The 22,078-nt window shown below is 67.7% G+C and carries 17 protein-coding genes and 3 pseudogenes; 15 read left to right on the forward strand and 5 right to left on the reverse strand.

All coding sequences use genetic code 11. The annotated features are described in order from the left end of the window. Positions 1-173: 173 nt before the first annotated feature. The gene (locus tag ACFYXB_RS36955) at positions 174-2,627 is read left to right on the forward strand and encodes a SpoIIE family protein phosphatase (RefSeq protein WP_389589399.1); all 2,454 of its coding nucleotides are present in this window, start codon (positions 174-176) and stop codon (positions 2,625-2,627) included. 247 nt (positions 2,628-2,874) lie between these two features. Here ACFYXB_RS36955 and ACFYXB_RS36960 read toward each other — a convergent pair whose 3' ends face one another. Then, positions 2,875-3,231 (reverse strand): hypothetical protein, encoded by a 357-nt coding sequence (locus ACFYXB_RS36960; RefSeq protein ID WP_389589400.1) that lies wholly within the window; start codon positions 3,229-3,231, stop codon positions 2,875-2,877. A 260-nt stretch (positions 3,232-3,491) separates the two neighbouring features. On the opposite strand from ACFYXB_RS36960, the gene ACFYXB_RS36965 reads away from it, so the two are divergent. The 5 genes from ACFYXB_RS36965 to ACFYXB_RS36985 all read left to right on the forward strand — a co-directional run bounded on the left by ACFYXB_RS36965 (position 3,492) and on the right by ACFYXB_RS36985 (position 8,755). Then, positions 3,492-3,770: a DUF1778 domain-containing protein gene (locus tag ACFYXB_RS36965; RefSeq protein ID WP_389589420.1), complete on the forward strand. Its 279-nt coding sequence runs from the start codon at positions 3,492-3,494 to the stop codon at positions 3,768-3,770. Continuing rightward, entirely contained in the window at positions 3,767-4,153 is a 387-nt protein-coding gene (locus ACFYXB_RS36970) for a fic family toxin-antitoxin system, toxin component (RefSeq protein WP_389589401.1), read from the forward strand. Before ACFYXB_RS36965 ends, ACFYXB_RS36970 begins: the two co-directional genes overlap by 4 nt. 218 nt (positions 4,154-4,371) lie before the next feature. Further along, the gene (locus tag ACFYXB_RS36975; RefSeq protein ID WP_389589402.1) at positions 4,372-5,022 is read left to right on the forward strand and encodes a hypothetical protein; all 651 of its coding nucleotides are present in this window, start codon (positions 4,372-4,374) and stop codon (positions 5,020-5,022) included. Positions 5,023-5,973: 951 nt separating this feature from the next. Beyond that, a complete protein-coding gene (locus tag ACFYXB_RS36980) occupies positions 5,974-7,776 on the forward strand; it encodes a multicopper oxidase family protein (RefSeq protein WP_389589403.1) in 1,803 nt (600 codons plus the stop codon). Positions 7,777-8,023: 247 nt separating this feature from the next. Beyond that, positions 8,024-8,755 carry a hypothetical protein gene (locus ACFYXB_RS36985; RefSeq protein ID WP_389589404.1) on the forward strand — a complete coding sequence of 244 codons (732 nt, stop codon included), beginning with the start codon at positions 8,024-8,026 and terminating at the stop codon, positions 8,753-8,755. Positions 8,756-8,918: 163 nt separating this feature from the next. Here the strand turns inward: ACFYXB_RS36985 and ACFYXB_RS36990 are convergent, their stop codons facing one another. Both ACFYXB_RS36990 and ACFYXB_RS36995 read right to left on the reverse strand, forming a co-directional pair. Further along, entirely contained in the window at positions 8,919-9,707 is a 789-nt protein-coding gene (locus tag ACFYXB_RS36990; protein WP_389589405.1) for a hypothetical protein, read from the reverse strand. A 535-nt stretch (positions 9,708-10,242) separates the two neighbouring features. Continuing rightward, positions 10,243-10,617 (reverse strand): hypothetical protein, encoded by a 375-nt coding sequence (locus ACFYXB_RS36995; protein WP_389589406.1) that lies wholly within the window; start codon positions 10,615-10,617, stop codon positions 10,243-10,245. Between the two features lie 278 nt (positions 10,618-10,895). On the opposite strand from ACFYXB_RS36995, the gene ACFYXB_RS37000 reads away from it, so the two are divergent. Beyond that, the gene (locus ACFYXB_RS37000) at positions 10,896-11,264 is read left to right on the forward strand and encodes a hypothetical protein (protein ID WP_389589407.1); all 369 of its coding nucleotides are present in this window, start codon (positions 10,896-10,898) and stop codon (positions 11,262-11,264) included. 378 nt (positions 11,265-11,642) lie between these two features. Here the strand turns inward: ACFYXB_RS37000 and ACFYXB_RS37005 are convergent. Further along, positions 11,643-12,466: pseudogene (locus tag ACFYXB_RS37005) on the reverse strand (transposase family protein). A 173-nt stretch (positions 12,467-12,639) separates the two neighbouring features. On the opposite strand from ACFYXB_RS37005, the gene ACFYXB_RS37010 reads away from it, so the two are divergent. The 5 genes and pseudogenes from ACFYXB_RS37010 to ACFYXB_RS37030 all read left to right on the forward strand — a co-directional run bounded on the left by ACFYXB_RS37010 (position 12,640) and on the right by ACFYXB_RS37030 (position 18,210). Further along, the gene (locus ACFYXB_RS37010) at positions 12,640-13,035 is read left to right on the forward strand and encodes a VOC family protein (RefSeq protein WP_266360597.1); all 396 of its coding nucleotides are present in this window, start codon (positions 12,640-12,642) and stop codon (positions 13,033-13,035) included. Between the two features lie 312 nt (positions 13,036-13,347). Further along, positions 13,348-14,373, forward strand: a pseudogene (locus tag ACFYXB_RS37015) (ISAs1 family transposase). 307 nt (positions 14,374-14,680) lie between these two features. Next, a complete protein-coding gene (locus tag ACFYXB_RS37020; RefSeq protein WP_389589408.1) occupies positions 14,681-14,884 on the forward strand; it encodes a cold-shock protein in 204 nt (67 codons plus the stop codon). Between the two features lie 128 nt (positions 14,885-15,012). Next, positions 15,013-16,691, forward strand: a pseudogene (locus tag ACFYXB_RS37025) (IS1182 family transposase). Between the two features lie 508 nt (positions 16,692-17,199). After that, positions 17,200-18,210: an NADPH:quinone reductase gene (locus tag ACFYXB_RS37030; RefSeq protein ID WP_389589409.1), complete on the forward strand. Its 1,011-nt coding sequence runs from the start codon at positions 17,200-17,202 to the stop codon at positions 18,208-18,210. A gap of 485 nt (positions 18,211-18,695) precedes the next feature. Here the strand turns inward: ACFYXB_RS37030 and ACFYXB_RS37035 are convergent, their stop codons facing one another. Beyond that, positions 18,696-19,139 carry a GtrA family protein gene (locus ACFYXB_RS37035; RefSeq protein WP_389589410.1) on the reverse strand — a complete coding sequence of 148 codons (444 nt, stop codon included), beginning with the start codon at positions 19,137-19,139 and terminating at the stop codon, positions 18,696-18,698. A gap of 463 nt (positions 19,140-19,602) precedes the next feature. On the opposite strand from ACFYXB_RS37035, the gene ACFYXB_RS37040 reads away from it, so the two are divergent. Genes ACFYXB_RS37040 through ACFYXB_RS37050 form a run of 3 tightly spaced genes read left to right on the forward strand, consistent with a single transcriptional unit; the run spans position 19,603 to position 21,964 of the window. Beyond that, complete coding sequence (locus ACFYXB_RS37040) at positions 19,603-20,784, forward strand: molybdopterin-dependent oxidoreductase (protein WP_389589411.1); 1,182 nt, start codon at positions 19,603-19,605, stop codon at positions 20,782-20,784. A gap of 2 nt (positions 20,785-20,786) precedes the next feature. Beyond that, entirely contained in the window at positions 20,787-21,290 is a 504-nt protein-coding gene (locus ACFYXB_RS37045) for a hypothetical protein (protein WP_389589421.1), read from the forward strand. Next, entirely contained in the window at positions 21,287-21,964 is a 678-nt protein-coding gene (locus ACFYXB_RS37050; protein WP_389589412.1) for a class I SAM-dependent methyltransferase, read from the forward strand. Before ACFYXB_RS37045 ends, ACFYXB_RS37050 begins: the two co-directional genes overlap by 4 nt. Positions 21,965-22,078: the final 114 nt, after the last annotated feature.

The raw sequence follows: 22,078 nt of genomic DNA on the forward strand, positions 1-22,078 counted from the left end.
GGCCACGCATCAGGACCACGTCGCTCGGGGTGCTGGGAAAGGGGCGTCCCATGAAGCGGCACCGGGTGCCGCAGCCTGCGCAGGGCGCCAGGACGCTGCCCCGGCACCGCACGGCTGTGGCGATCGCGTCGCCTCCAGGGCATTCTGCAGATCCACCTGATGGGAGGAATCCCATGACCGACGCCCTTGAGGGCACCCTCAGCGCGACAGTCAACCGCCGCCTGATGCCCGAGGCTGCGATTGCGATGCTCGACGCCGATGGGACGGTGGTCGGGTGGACGGACACCGCGCAGCAGCTTGTCGGGTACTCGGCCGGGGAGGTGGGGGGCCGGTCCGTCTCGGTCGTGCTGCCGTTCGCCCAGAACGCATCGCGAATGGAGGCGTTCGCAGAGCAGTGCCGTGCCCGGGGTGGCTGGTCCGGCACCGCGGCGGTCCGCCACCGCGACGGCCGCGCGCTCAATGTAAGCTTGCGGATCTCGCAGTTGTGGGGGCAGGGCGGAGCGGTCCACTGGCTCGTCTCCGGGACCGACAACGCTGCGCTCTCTTCGGTGGCGAACAGCGGATCGGTGCGGGAGTCGCTTCTCACCCGCACACCGGTTGGCGTCGTCGTGCGTGACCGGGAACTGCGCTGCACGTGGGTCAACGACGCCATCGAGTGCCAGCAGGGCGTTCCCCGTGACCGGCGACTCGGACGTCGCCTGACGGATGTGCTGCCCGGGGTTGAGGCCGAGGCGCTCGAGGTGGTGATGCGGCAGGTGTTGGACAGCGGTATCCCCGCGGTTCACGAGTACCGGGCGTGGCCACCGGCGGAAAAGCGCCGGGAGCACGTGTTCGCGGCCTCGTACTTCCGCCTCCAGGACGCCGACGGGCAGGCGCTCGGGCTGTGCTGCATCAATCTGGACGTCACCGGCAGCCGGCGGGCGCGCGAGCGTCTGGCCATCCTCAGCGAGGCCAACACGCGGATCGGCAGCACCCTGGACGTGATGCAGACCAGCCAGGAACTGGCCGACCTCGCCGTGCCCCTGCTGGCCGACTACGCCACCGTCGACCTGGCGGAGACGGTCCCGCTCGGCGAAGAACCTCCGCGCTGCATCGGACCGGCGGGCGGGCGCCGCCCGGTTCTCCGCCGGGCCGGCGTGGCCTCGATCCACCCAGGGATCCCGGAATCCCCGTGGGCACGCGGTGAACCGGTCTTCCTCCCACCGCACGCCCCCCAGATCAGCGTTCTGTCCTCCGGCCGCTCACACCTGGAACCGATGCTGGACACCGGTCCCGGCACATGGCTCGATCACGATCCCGCCCGGGCGCGGACAATCCGTGAGCACGGGATTCACTCCCTGATGATCGTGCCCATCCGCGCACGGCGGGCCTTGCTGGGCGTGGCGGTGTTCATCCGCACCGAGGAACCCACCCCGTTCCAGGAGGACGATCTGCTCCTCGCCGAGGAAATCGTCACCCGAGCGGCACTCGCCTTGGACAACGCCCGCCAGTACGCCCGCGAACACACCACGGCCCTCACGCTCCAACGCAACCTGCTGCCCCACCGTTTGCGGGACAGCGCGGCCGTCGAGGTGGCCTCGCGCTACCTGTCGGCCGACGCGCACACCGGCGTCGGGGGCGACTGGTTCGATGTGATCCCGCTGTCCAGTGCCCGAGTGGCCCTGGTCGTCGGCGATGTGGTCGGACACGGCATCAACGCCGCCGCCGGCATGGGCAGGCTACGCACCGTCGTCCGCACTCTCGCGGAGATGGACTTGCCCCCCGACGAACTGCTGGTCCACATCGATGACATGGTCCGGCGGCTGACCGAGGAAGACGAGGACGCCGACGACCTTGGCCGGCTCGCCGTGGTGGGCGCGACCTGTCTGTACGCCGTCTACGACCCGGTCACCCGGCGGTGCACCATGGCACGGGCCGGGCACCCCCCACCCGCGATCACCGCTCCACACGGCAAGGTCACCTTCCCCGACCTCCCCACCGGTGCCCCATTCGGCATCGGGCTGGTCCCTTTCGAGGCCGCGGAACTGGAACTGCCCCCCGGCACGCAGCTCGCCTTCTACACCGACGGCCTGATCGAAACCCGCGACCACGACCTCGACGTCGGAATGAAGCAACTGGGCGGCGCCCTGGCACATCCCGACTGGTCCTTGGAACACCTGTGCTCCTCCGTGATCGAGACGCTGCCCACTCGGCCACCATCCGACGATGTCACCCTGCTCCTGGCCCGGACGCGTTCTCTGAGCCCCAGCCAGATGGCAACCTGGGACCTGCCCAGCGAGCCGGCCGTCGTCCGCACCGCCCGGGCTTTGGCCACCCAGCAACTGGCCCAGTGGGGGCTGGATCGGATGGTGCCGTCCACGGAGCTGATCGTCAGCGAACTGGTCACCAACGCCGTCCGCCACGCCACAGGCCCCATCCGGCTACGCCTGATCCGGCACAAGGTCCTGACCTGCGAAATCTCCGATGCCAGCGACCGTCTCCCCCGTCGGCGCCAGGCTCGCGGCCTCGACGAGTCCGGCCACGGTCTGTCCATCGTCGCCCAGCTCTGCCAGCGACAGGGTTACCGCCGCACAACGGACGGCAGCAAGACCGTCTGGGCCGAACAAGAACTACCGAAAAATGCTTAACCTCGCCGTTTCGGTTGGGTACGGCGGCTGGTGAGGCGGAAGCGCGAAAGTGCCTTCCTGACCTGGGACGATGAACCTTGCTGAGGGGTTCTGTCGGTCCAGGCGGAGGGCACTTTCTACGTGCAGGCTATCGGGTTGCGTCCCAAGGTCCAGGTCCGTGCCGATGGTTCGGGGGTGGTCGGGCATGCCGGGGCACGGCTGCTGGCGGATCTCGCTGATGCCACCGGACTGGGATGCCGTCAGCGGGTCAGGACGCGCGGCAGAAGAGGGCGGCGGCTCCGTATTTGGCGCGGACGCGGTCCATCGCGGCTTCGGCTACCAGGCGGTCCTCGCGGGCGGTGTCCAGGCTGATCTGCTGGGTGACCTGGTCGGCGTCGACCAGGTCCTCGCCCCTGAGGACGAGACTGGTCAGACGGCCGCGCTGCAGGCTCGCGGCGTCCATCAACTGGTAGGCGACGGTGCGCAGGTCGTCGTAGTGCGCGGACTCTTGCGGCAAACTGCGTGTCTTCTCCCACGACGTCCCGCCGGCGAACCGCAACGGGCTCCAGCGGCCGTCACCGCCACCGAGCTGCTGCGCCCTGGACATTCCTGGGCTGCCGTGCATGCTCTCCGAATGCTTCCTGCTCACCCTGGTGCCAGAGACGTACGAGGGCACCGGCGTCCAAGCCGTCCATCCCGACCAGTAGCCGTCTCCTGGTTAGGCGCATGACGTCAGGGCTGCTCGACACCGTCCGGCCGCTGCACCGCTTGATCGGCCCGGGCTACCTCGACGTGATCACTGAAACCCTCCTCCTACGCTCACAGGATCCTGGTTCGATCCGTAGTATCGGCGGTACCATCGGTACCATGTCGAATCCCAAAGCGATGAACCTACGCTTCCCCGATCCGGCCCAGCGCGCCGCGATCGAAGCCGCTGCGAGGCAGGAAGGCGTTAGCCTGCAGGAATACATCCTGTCCGCCGCCTATGCCCGCGCTACAGCCGTGGAAAAGCGCTTCCTCGACGCGTTCAGGGAGTCGATCGCCCGCAGCAGCGACGCGTTCGCAGAGGGAGCCAGTGCCGCCGATCCCAGCGCACAGCAGCGCGACGCTGACCTGGAGGCACGGCGTGGCCTCGAGCAACAGGAGCGGGGTCACGCAGCGTGACTCAACGCGAACCGCTCCACCCGCTCGATGTGACCTTCCTGCTGCACGCCGCCGAGCTGCTGCCCGGCGATCCTCAGGTCGACGACTACGGCCCGCTCTACGCCGCAGTCGCCCGCGTCAACGCCCGGGCCCTGGAACGCGACATCTACGGCTCCCTGTACCTCAAGGCGGCCGCACTGCTCCAGACACTGGTGAGACTGCCCTGCCTCGAGCACTCCAACGAGGCCTTCGCCTGGCACTCTGCAGAGGCGTACCTGACCCTGAACGGATGCCGACTCGACTACCCGCCGAAGGAAGCGGTCGCCCTGGTCCGCGACGTCGCTTCCGGTGCGATGGGCGTTGGCCTCATCGGCCGCCAGCTGCGCGCATGGAACGTATCCTGACCCAGCCGATGCCCTGAGCAGCGGCCTACGCGTCAAGCAGCAGCGCGAGAGGCGGCGAGCCTCCCTCTCGGGACTGGACGCGACGAATGGGCCGCCCGCCACCTGTCCGCCTTCCCCGGCATCCCCCTCTCTGGCAGCTCCGCCGCGGCGCCGCGGTCCGTCGGGTCAAGCGCGCCCGCGGGGGCTCCATCATTGACGCCTCACGCTTCCTCGGCGTCGTGCCCGGCACCTCCGCACGCTTCGACAACATCCTCACCCACCGCCTCAAGGACAGAGGACTGGCCTTCGCCTTCGAGGCCGCACTCAACAACATCGAAGGCGAGCTCCATCACCGGCCCACCGACTACGAACACCGCCGCCAGGCCCTGAAGGACTGGGCCAGCCCACCGAAGACCTGGCTTGCGGACATCATCCAGCCGCATCCCCAGTTGCAGCACGGCACGTTCGAAACCGGTGACCGCAAACGCCTCGCCTGCTCAGCCTATGTCTGGGCCCGAGTCACCCAAGGCGAGTACAGCTTCGCTCCGACCCCTTGCGCTGACCGTCCCGGGCCACCCGCACCGGGCCGTCGCCTGGCTGCCCGCCATGGTGGTCACGGGAGCCGGCGTCGGGATGTCGCTGCCGTCCAGTCCGGCGCCTCCACGCAGTCACTGCCGCCGGCCCAGTTCGCCGTCGGCTCGGCGATCAACCAGAGCTTCCGCCAACTCGGCGCCGTCCTCGGCGTGAGCCTCTTCGCCGCCGTCGTCGGCACCCCCTCCCCCGCCACCGCATTCGATGTCTTCCACCACATCTGGTGGGTCTTCGGCGCTCTGGGCCTGGCCGCCGGACTGATCGTGTGGCTCCCGCCCCTGCGCCGCGCGACCACCTGACGCCGCCCGGTTCTTCGAAAGCCTCGTGATCCATCTGCGGAAGCAACGGCTGAGGCGGTGCTTCCTGCCCGATGCGGTCGCATGGGCCGACGGGGCCTCGCTCGCCATCCAGGCGCGATCATCCGGTGCACTGGTTTCCGCTCCGCCCCGTCCGACCTCGCGCCACTCCGGCTCCGCGGCCGACGCGGCCGCATCGCCACCGATCGCACCCGATCGCACCCGATCGCACCCGATCGCACCCGATCCGCGGGCGAACCGCGCCTGCACCTGTTGGGTTACGGGGGAACTGGACCGGCCTTGCATCGGCCCCCCTCACGGGCGTCGGCCAGGCCCGCTCTCGAAGCCGCCCACCGGTTGGCCGACCACCTCGGCAACGTGACCGCGGCCCGCATGGCCGAGGTATCAGGTTCTGCTGGTATCCCGAAATGGCCGCAGTATTGAATTGGCGCGCAGAGAAGCGGCGAAACTTGGACCCGCAGTCCGCCGCACAGCCGAATGTGACGCGCCAGAAGAATGTTCAGTGGATTGTCGACCCATTCAGGGTGCTTACAGATGGCGCGCCATGGTGCTGGTTCACGGAGGGATGGAAGTCGCCGTTCGGAGGGAGCGGCTGCGGACGGGATGAACGAGTTCGGCCGCACCGGGTGAGATGGTTTTACATGTATTCAGACTGGTAGTAATAATTCGATTCCAATTCCGATGCCTGCCGAATTGCTGCTGAGATCAGCTCAATGAGTGGCTTTCCCGGACCGGACCGGTGTGCTGCAGCAACGTTCCGAACCAGCCCTGTATCCCTTGATCGTTACGTGAGGTGACGGAAGGCTGGAGATGATGTTTGCGCGAAGGAAATTCCTCATGGCCGGTGCCATGGGGGGTGCGGCCATGCTTCCACAGGGTGGTCTGGGAGCGCGGGCGTATGCGGCGACGGCTCACGGGGCAGTGTGTCCGGACATGCCGATCACGCACAGCCCCAAGCTGAAGAGGTATGTCGACCCGCTCCCCATGCCGTTGACAGCCGTCTCGGATCCTTCCGTCTATCCGGGCGCCGACTACTACGAGATCACGATGCGGCAGGGCTCGTGGCAGTTCCACCGGGATCTCGGGCCGGCAACCGTGTGGGGTTACTGGGCCGATAACCCGCACGATCCTCACAAGCCGACCGGCATGGGCTATCTCGGGCCGACCATCAGCGTGACCACGGACCACCCGACGGTCGTCAAATACCGCAACGAGCTGCCGACCACCCACCTGTTCCAGTTCGTGATCGACGCCATTCGCAGCGGGTGCGACGAGCTCACCCCGACCCCTCCGCCTCCCTACAAGCCCGTGCTGCCTTTTCCCTCGAACGTCAACGTGTGGAACGTCGTACACCAGCACGGCGGTTTCACAGCGCCACAGTCCGACGGCATGCCGATGCAGTCGTTCAGCCCGGACGGCATCCACGCCGCGGACTACACCACCCTGGAACCGGGCCGGGTCAAGCGCAACGAGGCGATCTACGGGTACACCAACCACGACCGTTCGTGCATGCTCTGGTATCACGATCACGGCATGGGGATGACCAGCCTCAACGTCTACGCGGGCCTCGCCGGTCTCTGGGTCATTCGTGACCCCGCCGACGAGCGGCTCGGGCTGCCGCGAGGCGAATTCGAGGTCCCCCTCATCCTGCAGGACCGGACCTTCAACGCGGACGGCACGCTCGCCTACACCATGGCCCTGAGGGAAGGCGAGGACACCCCGGTCGTCAACGGGAAGGTGCACCCCTACCTGACCGTCGAGCCGCGACGCTACCGGCTGCGCTTTCTCAACGCTTCGAACGAGCGTTTCTGGCGGCTGAGGTTCGACGCTTATCCCAGGGACGCACTGCCCGAGGTCACACTGCCGTTCTGGCTGATCGGCACCGACGGCGGCTTCCGTCCCCCGTTGCAAATGCTGAACTTCCTGATCTCGCCGGCCGAGCGATACGACCTGATCGTCGACTTCAGTCAGGTGCCCATGGGCACGAACGTCAGACTGACGAACTACCACGCGCCGGTCCACTACCCCGGCATGCCGGGCCAGGGACCGGAAATCCGGGAACTCATGGAGTTCCAGGTCACCAAACCATTGTCCGAAGGCGCGGACAGGACGAGGCCGCCCAAGAACCTCAGGCTGCCGACGGTCGCACCTGTCAAGCCGAAACCGCACACCCGTCGCCGGCAATGGGTTACGTACCAGCACAAGCTCTTCAGGACCATGACGTTCAACGCGGTGCCGTTCGAGGCGCCGTCCCAGGACTTCATCAAGGAAGGCTCGACCGAGATCTGGGAGTACATCAATCCCAATCACGACGCCCACCCGATGCACGTCCACCTCGTCAACTTCCAGGTGCTGGACAGGCAGCCGATCGACGCAGCCGCCTACCAGGCGGATTACGAAAAGTGGATTGACGGTGGCCGCAAACCGAAGGACCTGCCGGTGTTGGAGAACTATTTCACCGGTCCACCGATTCCGCCGGACCCGGACGAAGCACGGTCCAACAAGGACACGTTCAAATCCTATCCGGAGACGGTGACCAGAATCATCATTCAGGAATTCACCCCGCCGACGCGTACGATCGCGTCGATTCCGGGCAGCGGCACCGAGTTCCCGGCGACCTACATCCACCACTGCCACATTCTCGAACACGAAGACGACGACCTGATGCGCCCGTGGACGATCGTCGGCCACGGCGACCACGACGACGGCGACCACGACGGCGACCACGGCCACTGACGGGATCGATCGACCCGCGTGTGCCGGTCCGCGCCCAAGGGTCCCGGACCGGCACTGACGCCGTGACCCGCCCTTCCCCCGACTCTTGAGAGTACGGCGCCCGCAAGAGGACGGATGCTCTCGGCCCTCGAATACCGCACCCTCGGAATACTGTCTCTCCACCAGTTGAGGCGGAGCGCGTCGAACCGCGCGAGTACAGGGTGTGAGAACGTGCCAGTCTTTTCGCAGCCTGCAATGGATCCGGTAATTGAGCAGCGAAGTGCTGCGGAGCAAGCAAAAGTGCGCGCGGGCGGCGCGCGCAGCGCTGCCGTCCGGTATCGCTTCGTTGCCCGCGATGCGCCGGAGGAGGATCCTCCGCCGTTGGCCCCATCTGCTGCGGGGTGGCGGCGCCGCGCGGCTGAAGCTGTTCCTGTCGATGCTGTGGCTGTCACGGAACGAGGACTCCCCGCGCTTCGACTACCCCGCCCATCAGTGGGCCCGCCTGCTCGGCTTCGACGATCCTGACGGTGCGGGCGCCCGGCGCATCCAGCAAGCCCTGCGCTGGCTGGATGACGAGGCCTTCGTGCGCCTTCACCACCGCCAGGGCGCATCGTCCGCGATCCATCTGCTCAGCGACGCCGGAACCGGACGGTCCTACCAGGCGCCCGGCCCCGCGATGAAGCGTCTCTCGAAGGCGGAGAAGTTGGACCACCTGTACGTCCAGCTTCCCGCCGGGCTCCGGACCAACGGGTGGATCATGGAGCTCTCGGGGGCCGCGCTGGCCATGTACCTGGTGCTGTTGCACGAGCGGCGTGGTGAGGAGAACAAGGCCGTATGGCTCTCTCCTCGGATCGGGTGGGAGCGGTATGACCTGAGCGACGAGACCCGTCGCAAGGGGCTGTTCGAAGACCACTTCCGCAGCCGGAACGTCTACGAGTTCGACTCCAAGGACTTGGACCAGTACGAGCCGGGCGACGAACGCGACAACCCGTTCGTCTGATGGCTGACAAGCGCTGAGAAGATGCGGGCACAACTCGGTAGCTCGGCCCGGCCGACACGGATCACCGCCGCGGCAGGTTGCTCCCGAAGGCAGGTTGCCCCTGGCGACACGTCTCCAGGGGCAACCCGAGCCGGCCATGGGCACCGGCGTTCTTTCGCGGCGGCTACTCGTAGCCGAGGACCTTGAAGTCCTTGCTGACGAAGACGTGGTGCGGCCAGTTGACGCTGATGTTGTGGACCTCGTACTCGCCGTCGCTCAGCTGCACCACACGGTCGTTGATGCCTCCGGGGACGACAGCCTGCGCGGCCTTCACCGCCTTGTACGCCGTCGTCCCGCTGAGGATCGTCCCCTCTCCCTCGGTGTAGTCCGGGATCTGACCGACCGACTTGACCGGTGACGGCGTTCCCTTCTGGAAGGGGATCACCCCTGCCGCCTCGGCAGCCGCAGCTCCGCCGTCGCCCCCGCGTTGCACGATGACCTGCGTAGCCGTGATGGTCGCGCTGTCGACCGTTCCCAGGACGAGGACGCTCGCGCCCTTCTTCACGGCGCTCGCCGGGGCGCCGTGGGTTTTCGTGGAGGACGTCTCGTCGACGGTCACCTCCACCCCCGTTGCCGTCGACATGGTGAAGCCCGATGTGGACGTGGTGTCGACGATGCCGGTCGCACCCCCGGTGGCCGGTCCGGACACAGGCCCGCCGCCCGCGGGCAGGCTGGGCGTTGCGTTCGGTGTAGACGTGGCTGTGACGGACGACGCGGACGATGAGAAATCCGCCGCGGCGGACGTGCCGGCACCGGCGAGTCCGGCCATCGCACACGTCAGCCCGGCGGCTAGGATCCAGCCACCCCGCTTCTTCGACAGCAACCGCCGTACGCTTGGCTGGCGTGCTTGCACGGCCATGGTCGCCGGGGCTGACCCGGCCGGCGAGTGGCTTGTCGGGTCGTAGTCGTTCATGACGGCTCTCCTCATTGCTTGGGCAACTGCTGAGAGCCTGTCGGCCGTGAATATGAGGACGCTGTAGTTGACCTGAAGGAGTGCTGTCAAAGTGCAAGGTCGAGCAGTCGGCGCCAGCGGATGATGCGGCAGGCCGGGGTGGAGGGAGGAGATGCCGCCGCCGGTCGAAGTGCTTGAGGTCGGCGGTGGACGGCGCGTGGCCGGAGACCAGACAGCGCCGGGCCGGAAGGGCCGACAGCCGCTTTAGGAGTTCGATCACTCGGCCCGGCACATGAGGTTCAGCTCCTCTGCAACGTCCGTTGGCGGTTGGTGAGATCCGCGCCTGTCCAGGGTCGTTGATGTCAACTCTGGATGTCAGGCAGGCCGAGGAACGATGCTCACCACGCGGTAGTCATACCCGACCTGTTTGAAGCGGGGGGCTTCGTATGAGACGGGGTTAACCGCAGGGCATCGACGACCTCACGGGCTTCGAGGTGGACAGCTGACTGTGCTGGCATCCCGGTCGCCAGGGCGAGCAATCCGAGTGGCCGTCGTCTCAGCCCATGGCAATCGTGCCGCCCAGGCCGGCCAGGCGTAGCGCTAGGTTCCGGGGTGAGTCGATCAGCTTGTGGCGATCCTTGGTGGAGTCCAGCGCGGCCACGACTGGACTCGACAGGAACGCGATCAGCTCGTCCACCTCCTGCCGGGATGGGCGGGGAGTGAACTCCTTCCGCAAGGCATAGATGATGTTCTCGACGCTGTACCCGTCGTCAACGGGGTCCTCGTCCACAGCCTCCTGGAAGGCCGGGTCAATGATCCTGCCCATCAGCAGCGAGCGCCGCTCCAACGCCTGGTACCGCTCGGCCAGGTCCTCGCTGAACGTGTCGATGCGGGAGAAGGTGTCGCGTAGTTCGGTAAGGGGCGTCCGCACTCACAGGGTGCGGGGCACCTCCATGTCATGGGCCGGTTTTTTCCACAGGCCTTTCCAATAATTGCAGCTCGGGGTGCTTGTATGTGGCACGTTTCCTGTGCCTGCGCTATTAATTCCGAGGATTCAGCGGACAGTGGAACCGCCGGCTCCCAGGTCATGTCTGTATAGTCGGGTCCGCCGCAAGGCAAGGCCCCGAGGATTCCGGTTTTCTCTGACTTATTGGACAGGGAATTCAAAGGGTCCTTGTCGAAAAATCATCCTTGACCAAGGAGTTTGTTGTGAAGGCTCGTACAGTCGCCGTTTCCCTCGTCTCCGCCGCCCTCGTCGTGGGCGGCGCGACGGCCGCCGTCGCCGCCCCGGCCAAGGCGCCGAACCCGAAGGCGTCCATCACCCTCTCCGCGAGCACCACCCATGCCAAGCCGGGCAAGAGCATCACCTTCACCGGCCGGACCGCCGGTCTGAAGGAGGGCAGCACGGTCACGCTCCAGGTGAAGGATGGCGCCAAGTGGGTGTCGCTGCCGGCGACCACCACCGTCAAGAAGAGCGGATACAAGCTCACCGACGAGTTCAAGCACAAGGGCGTGGAGGTCCTGCGCGCCGTGGACGGCAAGACCGCGTCGAAGACCGTGACCGTCACCGTCCGCTGACGACGCACCGCCGGTACCCTCCCGCCCTCGCGGGGGAAAAACCTCCGGTGGCCGTTTCTTAGCGGCCGTTTTTGAAGTGGCCGTAAGGGCTCGCAGACAATTAACTTGTGGGTTCTGAGACTTGACCTCACAGGTCAGTCAGGCCTCTCGCCCGCATGTTGATTCTCTGCGAGCCCTAAGCGGGTTATCGCAAGTGCGCGAAAGCCCTCGCTGCCTGAAAGAGGCAGGCAGCGAGGGCGCTTTCACTACCGGCGACTGGTCAGCACATCTTGTAGTCGACCCGGGTCGAGTTGTACGAGCACGAGTCGGCCCAGGCCCCAAGGCCTCGGCAAAGTGAGCCCTTCTCGGTAACGTCTCGTGACGGTTCGTGATCTTCGTTCAGCTGGTGCGGCCGTGTTCCATCTGGAGCAGGACGAGGGCGGCGCGGGTGATCCGGGTGATCGCCTTGGGGTCGAGGCTGACCCTGCGCAGAGCCTTGAAGGTCACCTTGAGCAGGGCGTTGGCGCGTTCGGCCACGCCGTGGACGCCTCGGATGACGGAGTTGAACGCCTTGGCGTCGTCGGTGAGTTCGCCGCCCTTGGGTTTTTTGACCGGGTGGCGGAGGCCGGCCCCGGCGTTCTGGTAGCCGAGGTCGGTCAGGGTGGGGATGTCGAGGGTGTCGGCGAGCCGGTTCAGGGCGGCGATCAGGCCGTGGGTACGGGCGCAGGTGGTGTCGTGCTCGCGGCCGGGCCGGACCGGCGAGACCCAGAGCGGCCAGCCGTCGGGTGCGGAAATGACCTGGACGTTGCCGCCGTGGTGCTTGTGCTTGCCCGACCACCACAGGTCGGCCTTGTTCGGGCCGGGGGCGGTGACGCGATCGGTACGGATGACGGTGCCGTCGAGGTTGAGGTGTGTAAAGCCGGCCACGGCCGCGCGCTCCAGTGCGGTGACAGGTCCGGGGCGTGGTCGGCGAGCACGGTCAGCCCTTCGTGGAGGTAGCGGTAGGCCGTCGGGACGGAGATCCGGTTGTCGCGGGCGAGTTGAGTCAGCCGGGTACCGTCCAGGAACCAGCGCAGGATCAACACGCTCTGTTTGAACGGCCCCAGGGCGCGGGCGCCCTTGCGGGTCCCGAGACGCTCGCGGTGTTCGAGCAGCAGCTTCGCGAGGGCCTCAGCAGTGGCCCGGCTGACATTGAGCACGCCGGTGTAGGTGATACTGGCCAACGCGTGAAGCCTCTCGGTACCCGGAACCTGTTCTTCGCAGACCTGTTCCTACCAGGGGCTTCTCGCGTATCTGATGCCGGGTCAAGCCCGTCTGATGTCCCTAGTCAGGAAGATCTCGGATCTGTCGGACGGGCGGCATACTCTGAGCCCCGTCCGCACTATCTGGGAGAGTCATGACAAGTAGGTTCACCGAGTTGGCCGTTGACTGCCACGATCCGGAGAGGCTCGCGGCCTTCTGGTGCGAGGTCCTGGACTTCAAGGTGATCGACCGGAGCGAGGGCAAGGTCGAGATCGGCTCCTGGGTGCCGACCGTCGAGGATGTTCGGGCCCGCCAGATGCCACCCACCCTGCTGTTCATCCAGGTGCCCGAGGGCAAGACCGTGAAGAACCGGCTTCACCTCGACGTCAGCCCGATCGACGGCAGCACCGAGGACGAGGTGACCAGATTGCTCGGACTCGGCGCCACCAAGACGGATGTGGGCCAGGGCTCAGACCGAAACTGGGTGGTCATGGCAGACCCCGAGGGCAACGAGTTCGACGTCCTACGCACCCTGGCACCGCAGAACTAGGCCGCGAGCGGGCACCCGCACCCCGTCACACACCGCAACTATCACGTTGCCGAGAAGACCTCAGTGTAGTGATGTCCAGTTCGTGATCATGCGAGCCCGAGCAGGGCGAGCGGTCGGCAGGTGTCGCGGGCGTTGTGCCGCAGTGCGGAGGTGATGTTCGTCTTGCCGACCAGGCGGAGGGCGCCCAGGGCCTCGGGGAGAGTCCTGTTGGTCCGGGTTGATCATGTGACGCCGGATCGGCCCAGGACTCGGAGCGAGCACAGCCCCTTGTGATCATGGAGTTGTCGACGCTTCATGATCTGCAAGGTTGCCGTGCTCGTTGCTCCATCATCTCTCACGTCCGTCGTGCCGGATGCCGCGCCCTCGTCCGTCTCCTCGCCACCGGTGGCGGTGCTGACGGGCCTGCTCGAGGCTCTCGCCCGGGTGCCCGATCCGCGCAACCCGCGCGGCGTGCGCTACCGGCTGTCCACGCTGCTCGCGGTGGGGGTGTGCGCGATGCCCGGCGCCGGGCACAATTCCCTGACCGCGATTGCCGACAGGCCGCCGCGCCGCCGGGCGTTCGCGGTGGACGGCAAGTGCCTGCGCGGAGCGGTCCGCGCTGACGGCAGCCGTGTGTTCGTCATGACCGCCGTACGCCACGACGACACCCTCACCGCTGCGCTGCCTGAGATCGGCGCCAAGACCAACGAGATCCCCGAATTCGCCCCGTTGCTCGACCAGATCGACCAGGCAGGCCTCACCGACGCCGTGATCACCGTGGACGCGCTGCACGCCCAGAAGGACCATGCCCGCTACCTCGTCGAGCAACGCGATGCCCACTACCTGCTGTCGGTGAAGAACAACCAGCCCACGCTCGCAGGCCAGTTGAGGACACTGCCGTGGAGGGAGGTTCCCGTCCTGGACCGCTCCCGCACCCGCGGCCGCGGCCGCGAAGAGGTCCGCGAGGTCAAGGTCGTCACCGTCGACGGGCTGCTGTTCCCTCACGCCCGTCAGGTCGTGCGCATCCACCGCAAGCGACGCCGCATCGGCGCCAGGAAATGGCAGACCGAGACGGTCTACGCCGTCACCGACCTGGCCGCCCGCCAGGCCGACGCGACCGAGATCGCGGCCTGGGCACGCGGCCACTGAATCATCGAGAACACCGTCCACTGGACCAAGGACGTCACGTTCACCGAGGACGCCAGCCAGGTCTGCCGCCACCACGCCCCCGCCGTCATGACCACCCTGCGCGACCTGGCACGCGCCACTCTCCACCGGGCCGGCTGGGCCAACATCGCCAGCGCCCGATGCGCACACGGCCAGCCCGAGGCCGTCCTGACCCTCCACGGCATCCCGTGATCAAATCGGGCGAACACGACTCTCCCCCGGGGCCCTGGCCGTAGAGGGCCCTTGCCACAAGCAGGCGGTCGCCTTCAGCGGCTCGCGGCAGTACCTGCTTCGGCGCATGACGGGGCTGGCAGCGTTTCGGTCTAGCGGTGTCCTCAGCGGAGGGATTAGCGTTACCCACAGAGCAATCGTGGTTCCGAAGTCGTGCACCCGCGGTCACCTTGCCCGCGGGCGCTTTGCTGTGCAGCCCTCTCCGGACCAGGGCGATTACCTCCGGGCCCGCACCGTGCAGGCCCTAACCCCCTCGAAGGAGACAGACATGGCCAAGGGCACTGTGAAGTGGTTCAACGCGGAGAAGGGCTTCGGCTTCATCGAGCAGGAGGGCGGCGGCCCGGACGTCTTCGCCCACTACTCCAACATCGCCGCCCAGGGCTTCCGCGAGCTGCAGGAGGGCCAGAACGTGGAGTTCGACGTCACCCAAGGCCAGAAGGGCCCCCAAGCGGAGAACATCCGCGTCATCTGACCCAGCTCCCGAACAGGCCCGGCACCCTGGAGGATGCTGTTGGTTAATTTCGGGCCTGTGCGTGACGTCGGCTCCCAAGACCTGGTTGTGGTCTTGGGAGCCGACGTTGTCGTATGGGGAGGGTGTCGATGTCGATGCGGCCGAGCGGGTCTGATGAGGTCCCGGCGGAGACGATGCGGGTGGCGCGGGCGGCCTTCCCGAAGGGGAGCCTGGCGATCCGAATGCGGGATGAGCTGGGTGTTCTGTTCAGCGACGAGCAGTTCGTAGGCTTGTTCCCCGCCCGGGGGAAGCGGGCTTGGTCGCCGGGACGCCTGGCGATGGTGCTGGTGTTGCAGTTCGTGGAAGGGCTGACCGACCGGCAGGCCGCGGAGGCCGTGCAGGCCGTGCACGCCGTGCAGGCCGTGCAGGCCAGGATCGACTGGAAGTTCGCGCTGGGGCTGGAGCTGACCGATCCGGGCTTCGACTTCCCGGTACTCTCGGAGTTCAGGGCCCGTTTGATCAGCGCGGACGCCGGGAGCGGGATCCTGGACGCGGTCCTGGCCGCGGCCCGCGACCGTGGACTGGTCGGCTCGGGCGGGAAAGCACGGACCGACTCCACACACGTTCTCTCCTCGGCGCGTGAGCTGAACTGGCTGGAGCAGGTCGGTGAGACCTTGCGGGCGGCACTGAACGCGGTGGCCCGCGCCGAGTAGGCCTGGCTAACCGGGCATGCCCTGCCCGACTGGTTCAAGCACTACGCCACCCGGATCGAGGACTCCCGTTTCCCTAAAGCCCAGGCCAAACGTGTCGAAGTGGGACGCCGGATCGGCGCGGACGGCATGCACCTACTGCGCATGATCTGGGCAGACGACGCACCACCGGCACTGCGGGAGTTGCCGGAGGCTGACACGCTGCGGCAGGTATGGGTCCAGCACTTCCACCTGGTGGAGGGTGAGGTGCGACGACGGGACCCAAAAGACCGGCCGCCGGGCGCGATGCGCCTGGTCACCCCGTATGACACCGAGGCCCGCAGTGGCGGCAAGCGCGACATTTTCTGGGACGGCTACAAGGTGCATCTCACCGAGAGATGCGAGCCCGGGAACGTGCACTTGGTCACGAACGTGACCACTACCGTCGGTGCCGTCGCCGACCAGCGGATGGCCGCTGTCGTGCACGCCGGCCTCGCGAGGCGGGATCTTCTGCCCGACGAGCACTGGGTCGACACCGGCTACACCAGTTCCGGCGCTCTGGTCGCCGCCCGCCGTGACCATCACATCGAACTGCACGGACCGATGAAATCCGTGACCGTCCCCCATGCCCGCGGCGCCACCGCCCACGGGCAGGATGCCTTCACCATCGACTGGGACAACCAGCAGGTGACCTGCCCGACCGGGGTGACCAGCACGCAGTGGCACCAGCGCCGCTCGGAAGACGGGCTGCCGACCATCCGGGTCCGGTTCTCCCCGTCCGACTGCCGCACCTGCCCCCAGCTGCGGGTATGCGTCAACTCTCCGAAAGCCCAGCGCCGGGAGATCAACCTGCGGCCACACGACGAATACGAAGCCCTCCAGCAGGCCCGCAAACTCCAGGAAACCGACGACTGGAAGGCCCGCTACAAGATCCGCGCCGGAGTCGAGGGGACCATCTCCCAAGCCGTGCAAGCCTGCGGCCTGCGCAGATCCCGCTACCTCGGTCTCACCAAGACCAGCCTCCAACACCAGCTCACCGGCGCCGCCGTCAACCTCATCCGCATCAACGCCTGGCTCACCGATCAACCCACGCACGAACCCGCACCAGCCCCCTGCCAGCACTCCGCCCCGCCGCATAACGACGGGGCGAAGCAACCAGGCCCGAATTAGCCAACAGCATCCCTGTGGGGTGCCAGGCCTCCGTGTCTGGCCGCTGGTCGCCAGGCGTGATGCGTGCTCGGATCTTGGACATGGGCCGGTTGAACGTCGAGGGGCGCGGCCGTTCATGATCACGTTGACATCACTCAGCATGATCGTGAAGGCCGCGCCCGCGTGCCATCCTGCCCGACCCTGCCCACGTGGCGCCAACTCGCCGATCAACGCTGCCTCGTTCTTGAGGAGTTGTGCACGCTCGAGCGACTGCCATCGCTGTTGGAGGCGGTCCGGGCCGTGCCCGACTGCCGTACGGCGAGGGCGGGCTGGAGTTTCGCCGTCCGCACTGCCGCTCGCGAGGCCGTCGGCAAGGACCGCCGCCGTGCGACGCCGAAACCGAGACCGGACAACGGACCGCTTTTCGGGGTGAAGGCCCGTGCCAGGGGCCTGAGCGGGGCCGGGAAGAATCCGGCTTGGCCGGACCTTATGCAGATCATGAAAGCAATCGTGTACACGGAAGGCGGCGGCACTGAGGTGCTGCGCCTGACCGAGCGTCCCCTGCCGGAGCCGGGACCGGGCGAGGTACGGATACGGGTCGAGGTGTCCGGGGTGAACCCGACGGACTGGAAGTCGCGCACGGCCGGGCCGCAGGGTGAGGGCGAGCAGGTGCCCAACCAGGACGGCGCCGGAGTGATCGACGCGGTCGGGGAGGGTGTCGACGAGGCCAGGGCCGGTCAGCGCGTCTGGATCTGGGAGGCCGCCTGGCAGCGCCCGGAGGGCACGGCGCAGGAGTACGTGGTGCTCCCCGAGGAACAGGCCGTACCGCTGCCCGACAATGCCTCCCTCGACCTCGGCGCGAGCATCCCCATCCCCGCGATGACGGCCCACCGCGCCCTCACCGTGCGGGACGGCGATCCGGCCCGGCTCGGCCCCGGCGCGCTCGGCGGCCGTACGGTGCTGGTCGCCGGCGGCGCGGGCGCGGTCGGCAACATGGCGATCCAGCTGGCGCGTTGGGCGGGGGCCAGAGTGGTGGCCACCGTCAGCAGTCCGTACAAGGCGCGTCTGGCCGAGGCCGCCGGCGCACACCACGTCGTCGATTACAAGGCCGAGGACGCGGCGGAGGCGATCCGCCGGGTGGCCCCGGACGGTGTCGACATCGTCGTGGAGGTCGCCATGGCGGCGAACGCGCGACTCGACGTCTCGGTGACCGCCCAGAACGCCGCCGTCGCGTACTACGACGACGGTGGGTCCCAGGTGACACTGCCTCGTTGGGAGACCTTCTTCGGCAACCTGCGCTTCCAGGGCGTGCTCGTCTACACCATGCCGGCCGAGGCCAAGCGGGATGCCATCGCCGCAATCACCGCCGCCCTCGCCGACGGGGCGCTGCGCGTGGGCGAGGAGGCGGGCCTGCCGCTGCACCGCTTCCCGCTGGAACGCACCGCTGACGCGCACACCGCGGTCGAGGAGGGAGCGGTGGGCAAGGTCCTTATCGACGTGCAGGCGTGATGCGTGCTCGGATCTGGGACATGGGCCGGTTGAACGTCGAGGGGCGCGGCCGTTCATGATCACGTTGACATCACTCAGCATGATCGTGAAGGCCGCGCCCGCATGTCATCCTGCCCGACCCTGCCCACGTCGCGCCAACTCGCCGATCAACGCTGCCTCGTTCTTGAGGAGTTGTGCACGCCCGAGCGACGGCCATCGCTGTTGGAGGCGGTCCGGGCCGTGCCCGATCCGCGCTCGGCTCGCCTGGTCACGCACGCCTGGCCGATGCTGCTCGGCCTAGGGTCTGTGTGATGTCGTGATCAATCGGCTGCTCGTATGAGGTCTTCGAGCCAGATCATCGAGGCGCGAAGTTCAAGGCCGGCGAGGTAGCGGGCTCCACCACCTTCGCGAACGGACCAGAGTGGCTCTCATCCCCGTTGCCCAAGTGGCTCCTTTTCACCCTGCCGAAAACAGCAGGCGTGTCGGTCGCATAGGGCACGAGGGGGTCATTGGTGGCGGCGTCTGAAGACGACCGTCCGCAGGACCGTGAAGCGCACCACGGTCACCAGGGCGAAGCTCGGCGCAAGTACCAGGGTCTCCGCTGCTGGTGAGGCGGTGGGCCGGTAGTGGCGGAAGAGCAGGACAGCGCCTGTGGTGACCAGGTACGCCAGGACGAACAGGCCACCCGCGGTCAGATGCGCCTGGAGGACCCGGACCGGGGACCCGTGAAAGGTCAGCCGGCGGTTGGCCTCCGTGTTGAGGACGGTGACGACAAGTAGGGAGGTGAAATTGGCCAGGATGGGCGGCGACCACTGGCGCAGAACCCAGTACAGCATGGCCTGGGCCACCGTGGAGGCGACGCCGATCACGACGAACCAGAGCACTTCCCTGGTCAGCGCGGTGCGGCCGAGCCAGGTGGCGGCGCTGCGCCGTGCGCTGAGGCGTCGCACCCCACCATCATGTGACCACCGTGCGACCCGTCGAGCCGTGCGGAGCGCCGATTCAACCGTTCGGTTGACGACAGACGCCCGCATGCACGACAGGCACGGAGAGCCGACCCGATCTGTGCCAGTTTGTGGCTGACGATTTGACGGGCACTGACGGAGCGGTGGGGTTCGATCCACACGTTGAGAGACGGTCTGGGGATAGGGGAGGCAGTCGTTGGACAGTGGCGGACGGCCGCCGGCTGCGGGCTCCGGCGGCCCGCAGCGGCGGGGATCGGACGAGGGTCACGCGCAGGGGCGCCTTGAGCGCGTTCGCGCTGCCGCGGCGGCGCGGGCCACCAAGGGGGCCGCTCGTACCAGGGCCCTCGTGCGCCGGGTCGAGCAGACTCCTCCGCCCCCGGGGCCGTTCCGTCCCGGGTTTTGGCGCAGTCCGATCCGCGGGCCTTGGCTGACCTCGGTATTCGGCCTGGTGCTGCTGATCGGCATTCCGATGCTGTTCGTCACCGGGCTGCTCTCCTACGCCTCCTACAACCCCGGGCTGAGCCCCCTCAACGACGAGACTCCCGACAAGGGTGTCATGGGCTTCTACCTCTTCAGCTGGCCCACCCATCCGTACTGGCTGTACCGGTTGCTCCAGGGCGTGCACGTGACACTGGGTGTGGTGCTGGTGCCGGTGCTGCTGGCCAAGTTGTGGTCGGTGATCCCGAAGCTGTTCGAATGGCTGCCGGTGCGCTCCGTCGCCCACGGCCTGGAGCGGCTGTCCCTGCTGATGCTGGTCGGCGGCGTCATTTTCGAGTTCGTCACGGGCATCTTGAACATCCAGCTCTACTACGTCTTCCCGGGCTCGTTCTACCGCCTGCACTTCTACGGCGCCTGGGTGTTCATCGCCGCCTTCGTCGTCCACGTGTGCCTCAGACTCGGCCGGATGGCCCGGGCCCTGCGCTCGCGCAGCCTGGGCGCCGAACTGCGCACCGACCTTGCCCACACCGTGCCCGAACCACCGGATCCTGACGGCTTGGTGGCAGCCGCTCCGGCCCCGCCGACAATGACCCGCCGCGGTGCGGTGGGCATGGTGGGAGCGGGATCTCTGCTCCTCCTCGTCGTGACCGCCGGACAGAGCATCGGCGGCCGGCTGCGCGGCACAGCGCTGCTCGCGCCCCACAACCGCGATCCGGGCAGCGGCCCGAACAGCTTCCAGATCAACAAGACGGCGGCGAAAGTGGGCGTCACCCCCGCGCTCGTCGGCCCCGACTGGCGGCTGGAGGTGCACGGACGCGGAGCGGCACTGGTCTTCACCCGCGAGCAGCTCCTGGCGATGCCCCGGCACGCCGCCGCACTGCCGATCGCCTGCGTGGAGGGATGGTCCACCGAGGACCAGCACTGGAGCGGCCTCCGGCTGGCCGACCTCGCCGCTCTGGCCGGCCTGCCCGATGCCGCAAGCGTCCTGGTCGAGTCCATCCAACCCCCCGGCCCCTTCATCAGGGTGGTGCTCCGGGGCAACCAGATCCACGATCCCCGAGCGCTGCTCGCCCTCCGCGTGAACGGCGCGGACCTCTCGCTCGACCACGGCTACCCGGCCCGCATCATCGTTCCGGCCAACCCCGGTGTGAACAACACGAAGTGGGTTCACCGGCTCACCTTCAGGGCGTGACCATGGCACGATTCGTCCGCTGGTACGGCTCCGAACCGCTGCACCTGCTTGTCCTGATTGCCTCGTTCGCCCTGACCGGCTACGCCATGGTGCGCCTGTTCGCCGTCCAGCCCTGGGAAGTGGCGATCTGGTTCGTCGGTGCGGCGATCCTCCACGACCTCATCCTGTTGCCCCTGTACTCGCTGGCCGACCTGTCGGCCCTCTCCGTACTGCGGCACCGATCCGCCGACGGACCGACGGTGCCGTGGATCAACTACCTGCGCGTTCCCGCCTTCCTGTCCGGTCTGCTCCTGCTGGTCTGGTTCCCCCTCGTCTTCCGTCTGGCGGTCCCCTACCCCGGTGACACCGGCCTGTCCGACAGCGTCTACCTCGGCCGATGGCTGGCGATCACCGGCGTGCTCTTCGCAGCTTCCGCCGTGGCCTTCGCGATGAGACTGCGCCGCGCGCGCCGGCCCGGCCGCGGCGACAAGAACCGACCGGCCGCAGGGCATGGCGCAGCACCGTGACAACGGACGAGGGCGAGCTGTACGACGCCGACGAGGACCCCTACGCGCTCGCCCTTCGACCCGGCCGAGAACCGGTGTTCCTGCGGCTGGCCGACGGGCGCCGGATCCAGATGCCGGTGCACCGCTGGCACGAGCAGCCCACAGTGGCCGACAAGACCGTACTGGCACGCTGCATCGGCCCCGTCCTCGACGTCGGCTGCGGCCCGGGCCGCATGTGCAGAGCACTCCTGAGCCGAGGAGTCTTCGCCCTCGGGGTCGACATAGCACCTCGCGCGGTCGCCCTGACCACCGCCCAGGGCGGGCTCGCACTGTGCCGATCGGTCTTCGAACGGCTGCCGGCCGAGAGAGGCTGGCAGACGGTGCTGCTCATCGACGGCAACATCGGCATCGGAGGCGACCCTCATGGCCTGCTGCGCCGCTGCGGCGGACTCATCGCCCCCGCCGGGCTCCTCGTCGTCGAGGTCGACCCCCATGACGTCGAAGAGCTGTGCACCGCCCGGTTCGAGAACCTCCAGGGCCAGAGCGGCCCGTTCTTTCCCTGGGCACGGCTCGGACGACCAGCGCTCCACAGGATCGCCGAAGACCTTGCCTTCAGCGTCACCGACCAGTGGGGATACGGCCACCGACGCTTCCTCGCCCTCGGCCGCCCGGATTCGGCCTCGGGACCTCGCTGATGACGCGGGGTCGGCCACGCGGCGGCGGGGAGACACGACGTACGCCGACCGGACGCCGAGCGCGGCACCAGCTCGTGCCACTCGGTCGGAGCAACCATCGGCAACCGGCACGTG

Source organism: Streptomyces sp. NPDC002619, from assembly GCF_042889305.1.
Taxonomy (GTDB): domain Bacteria; phylum Actinomycetota; class Actinomycetes; order Streptomycetales; family Streptomycetaceae; genus Streptomyces.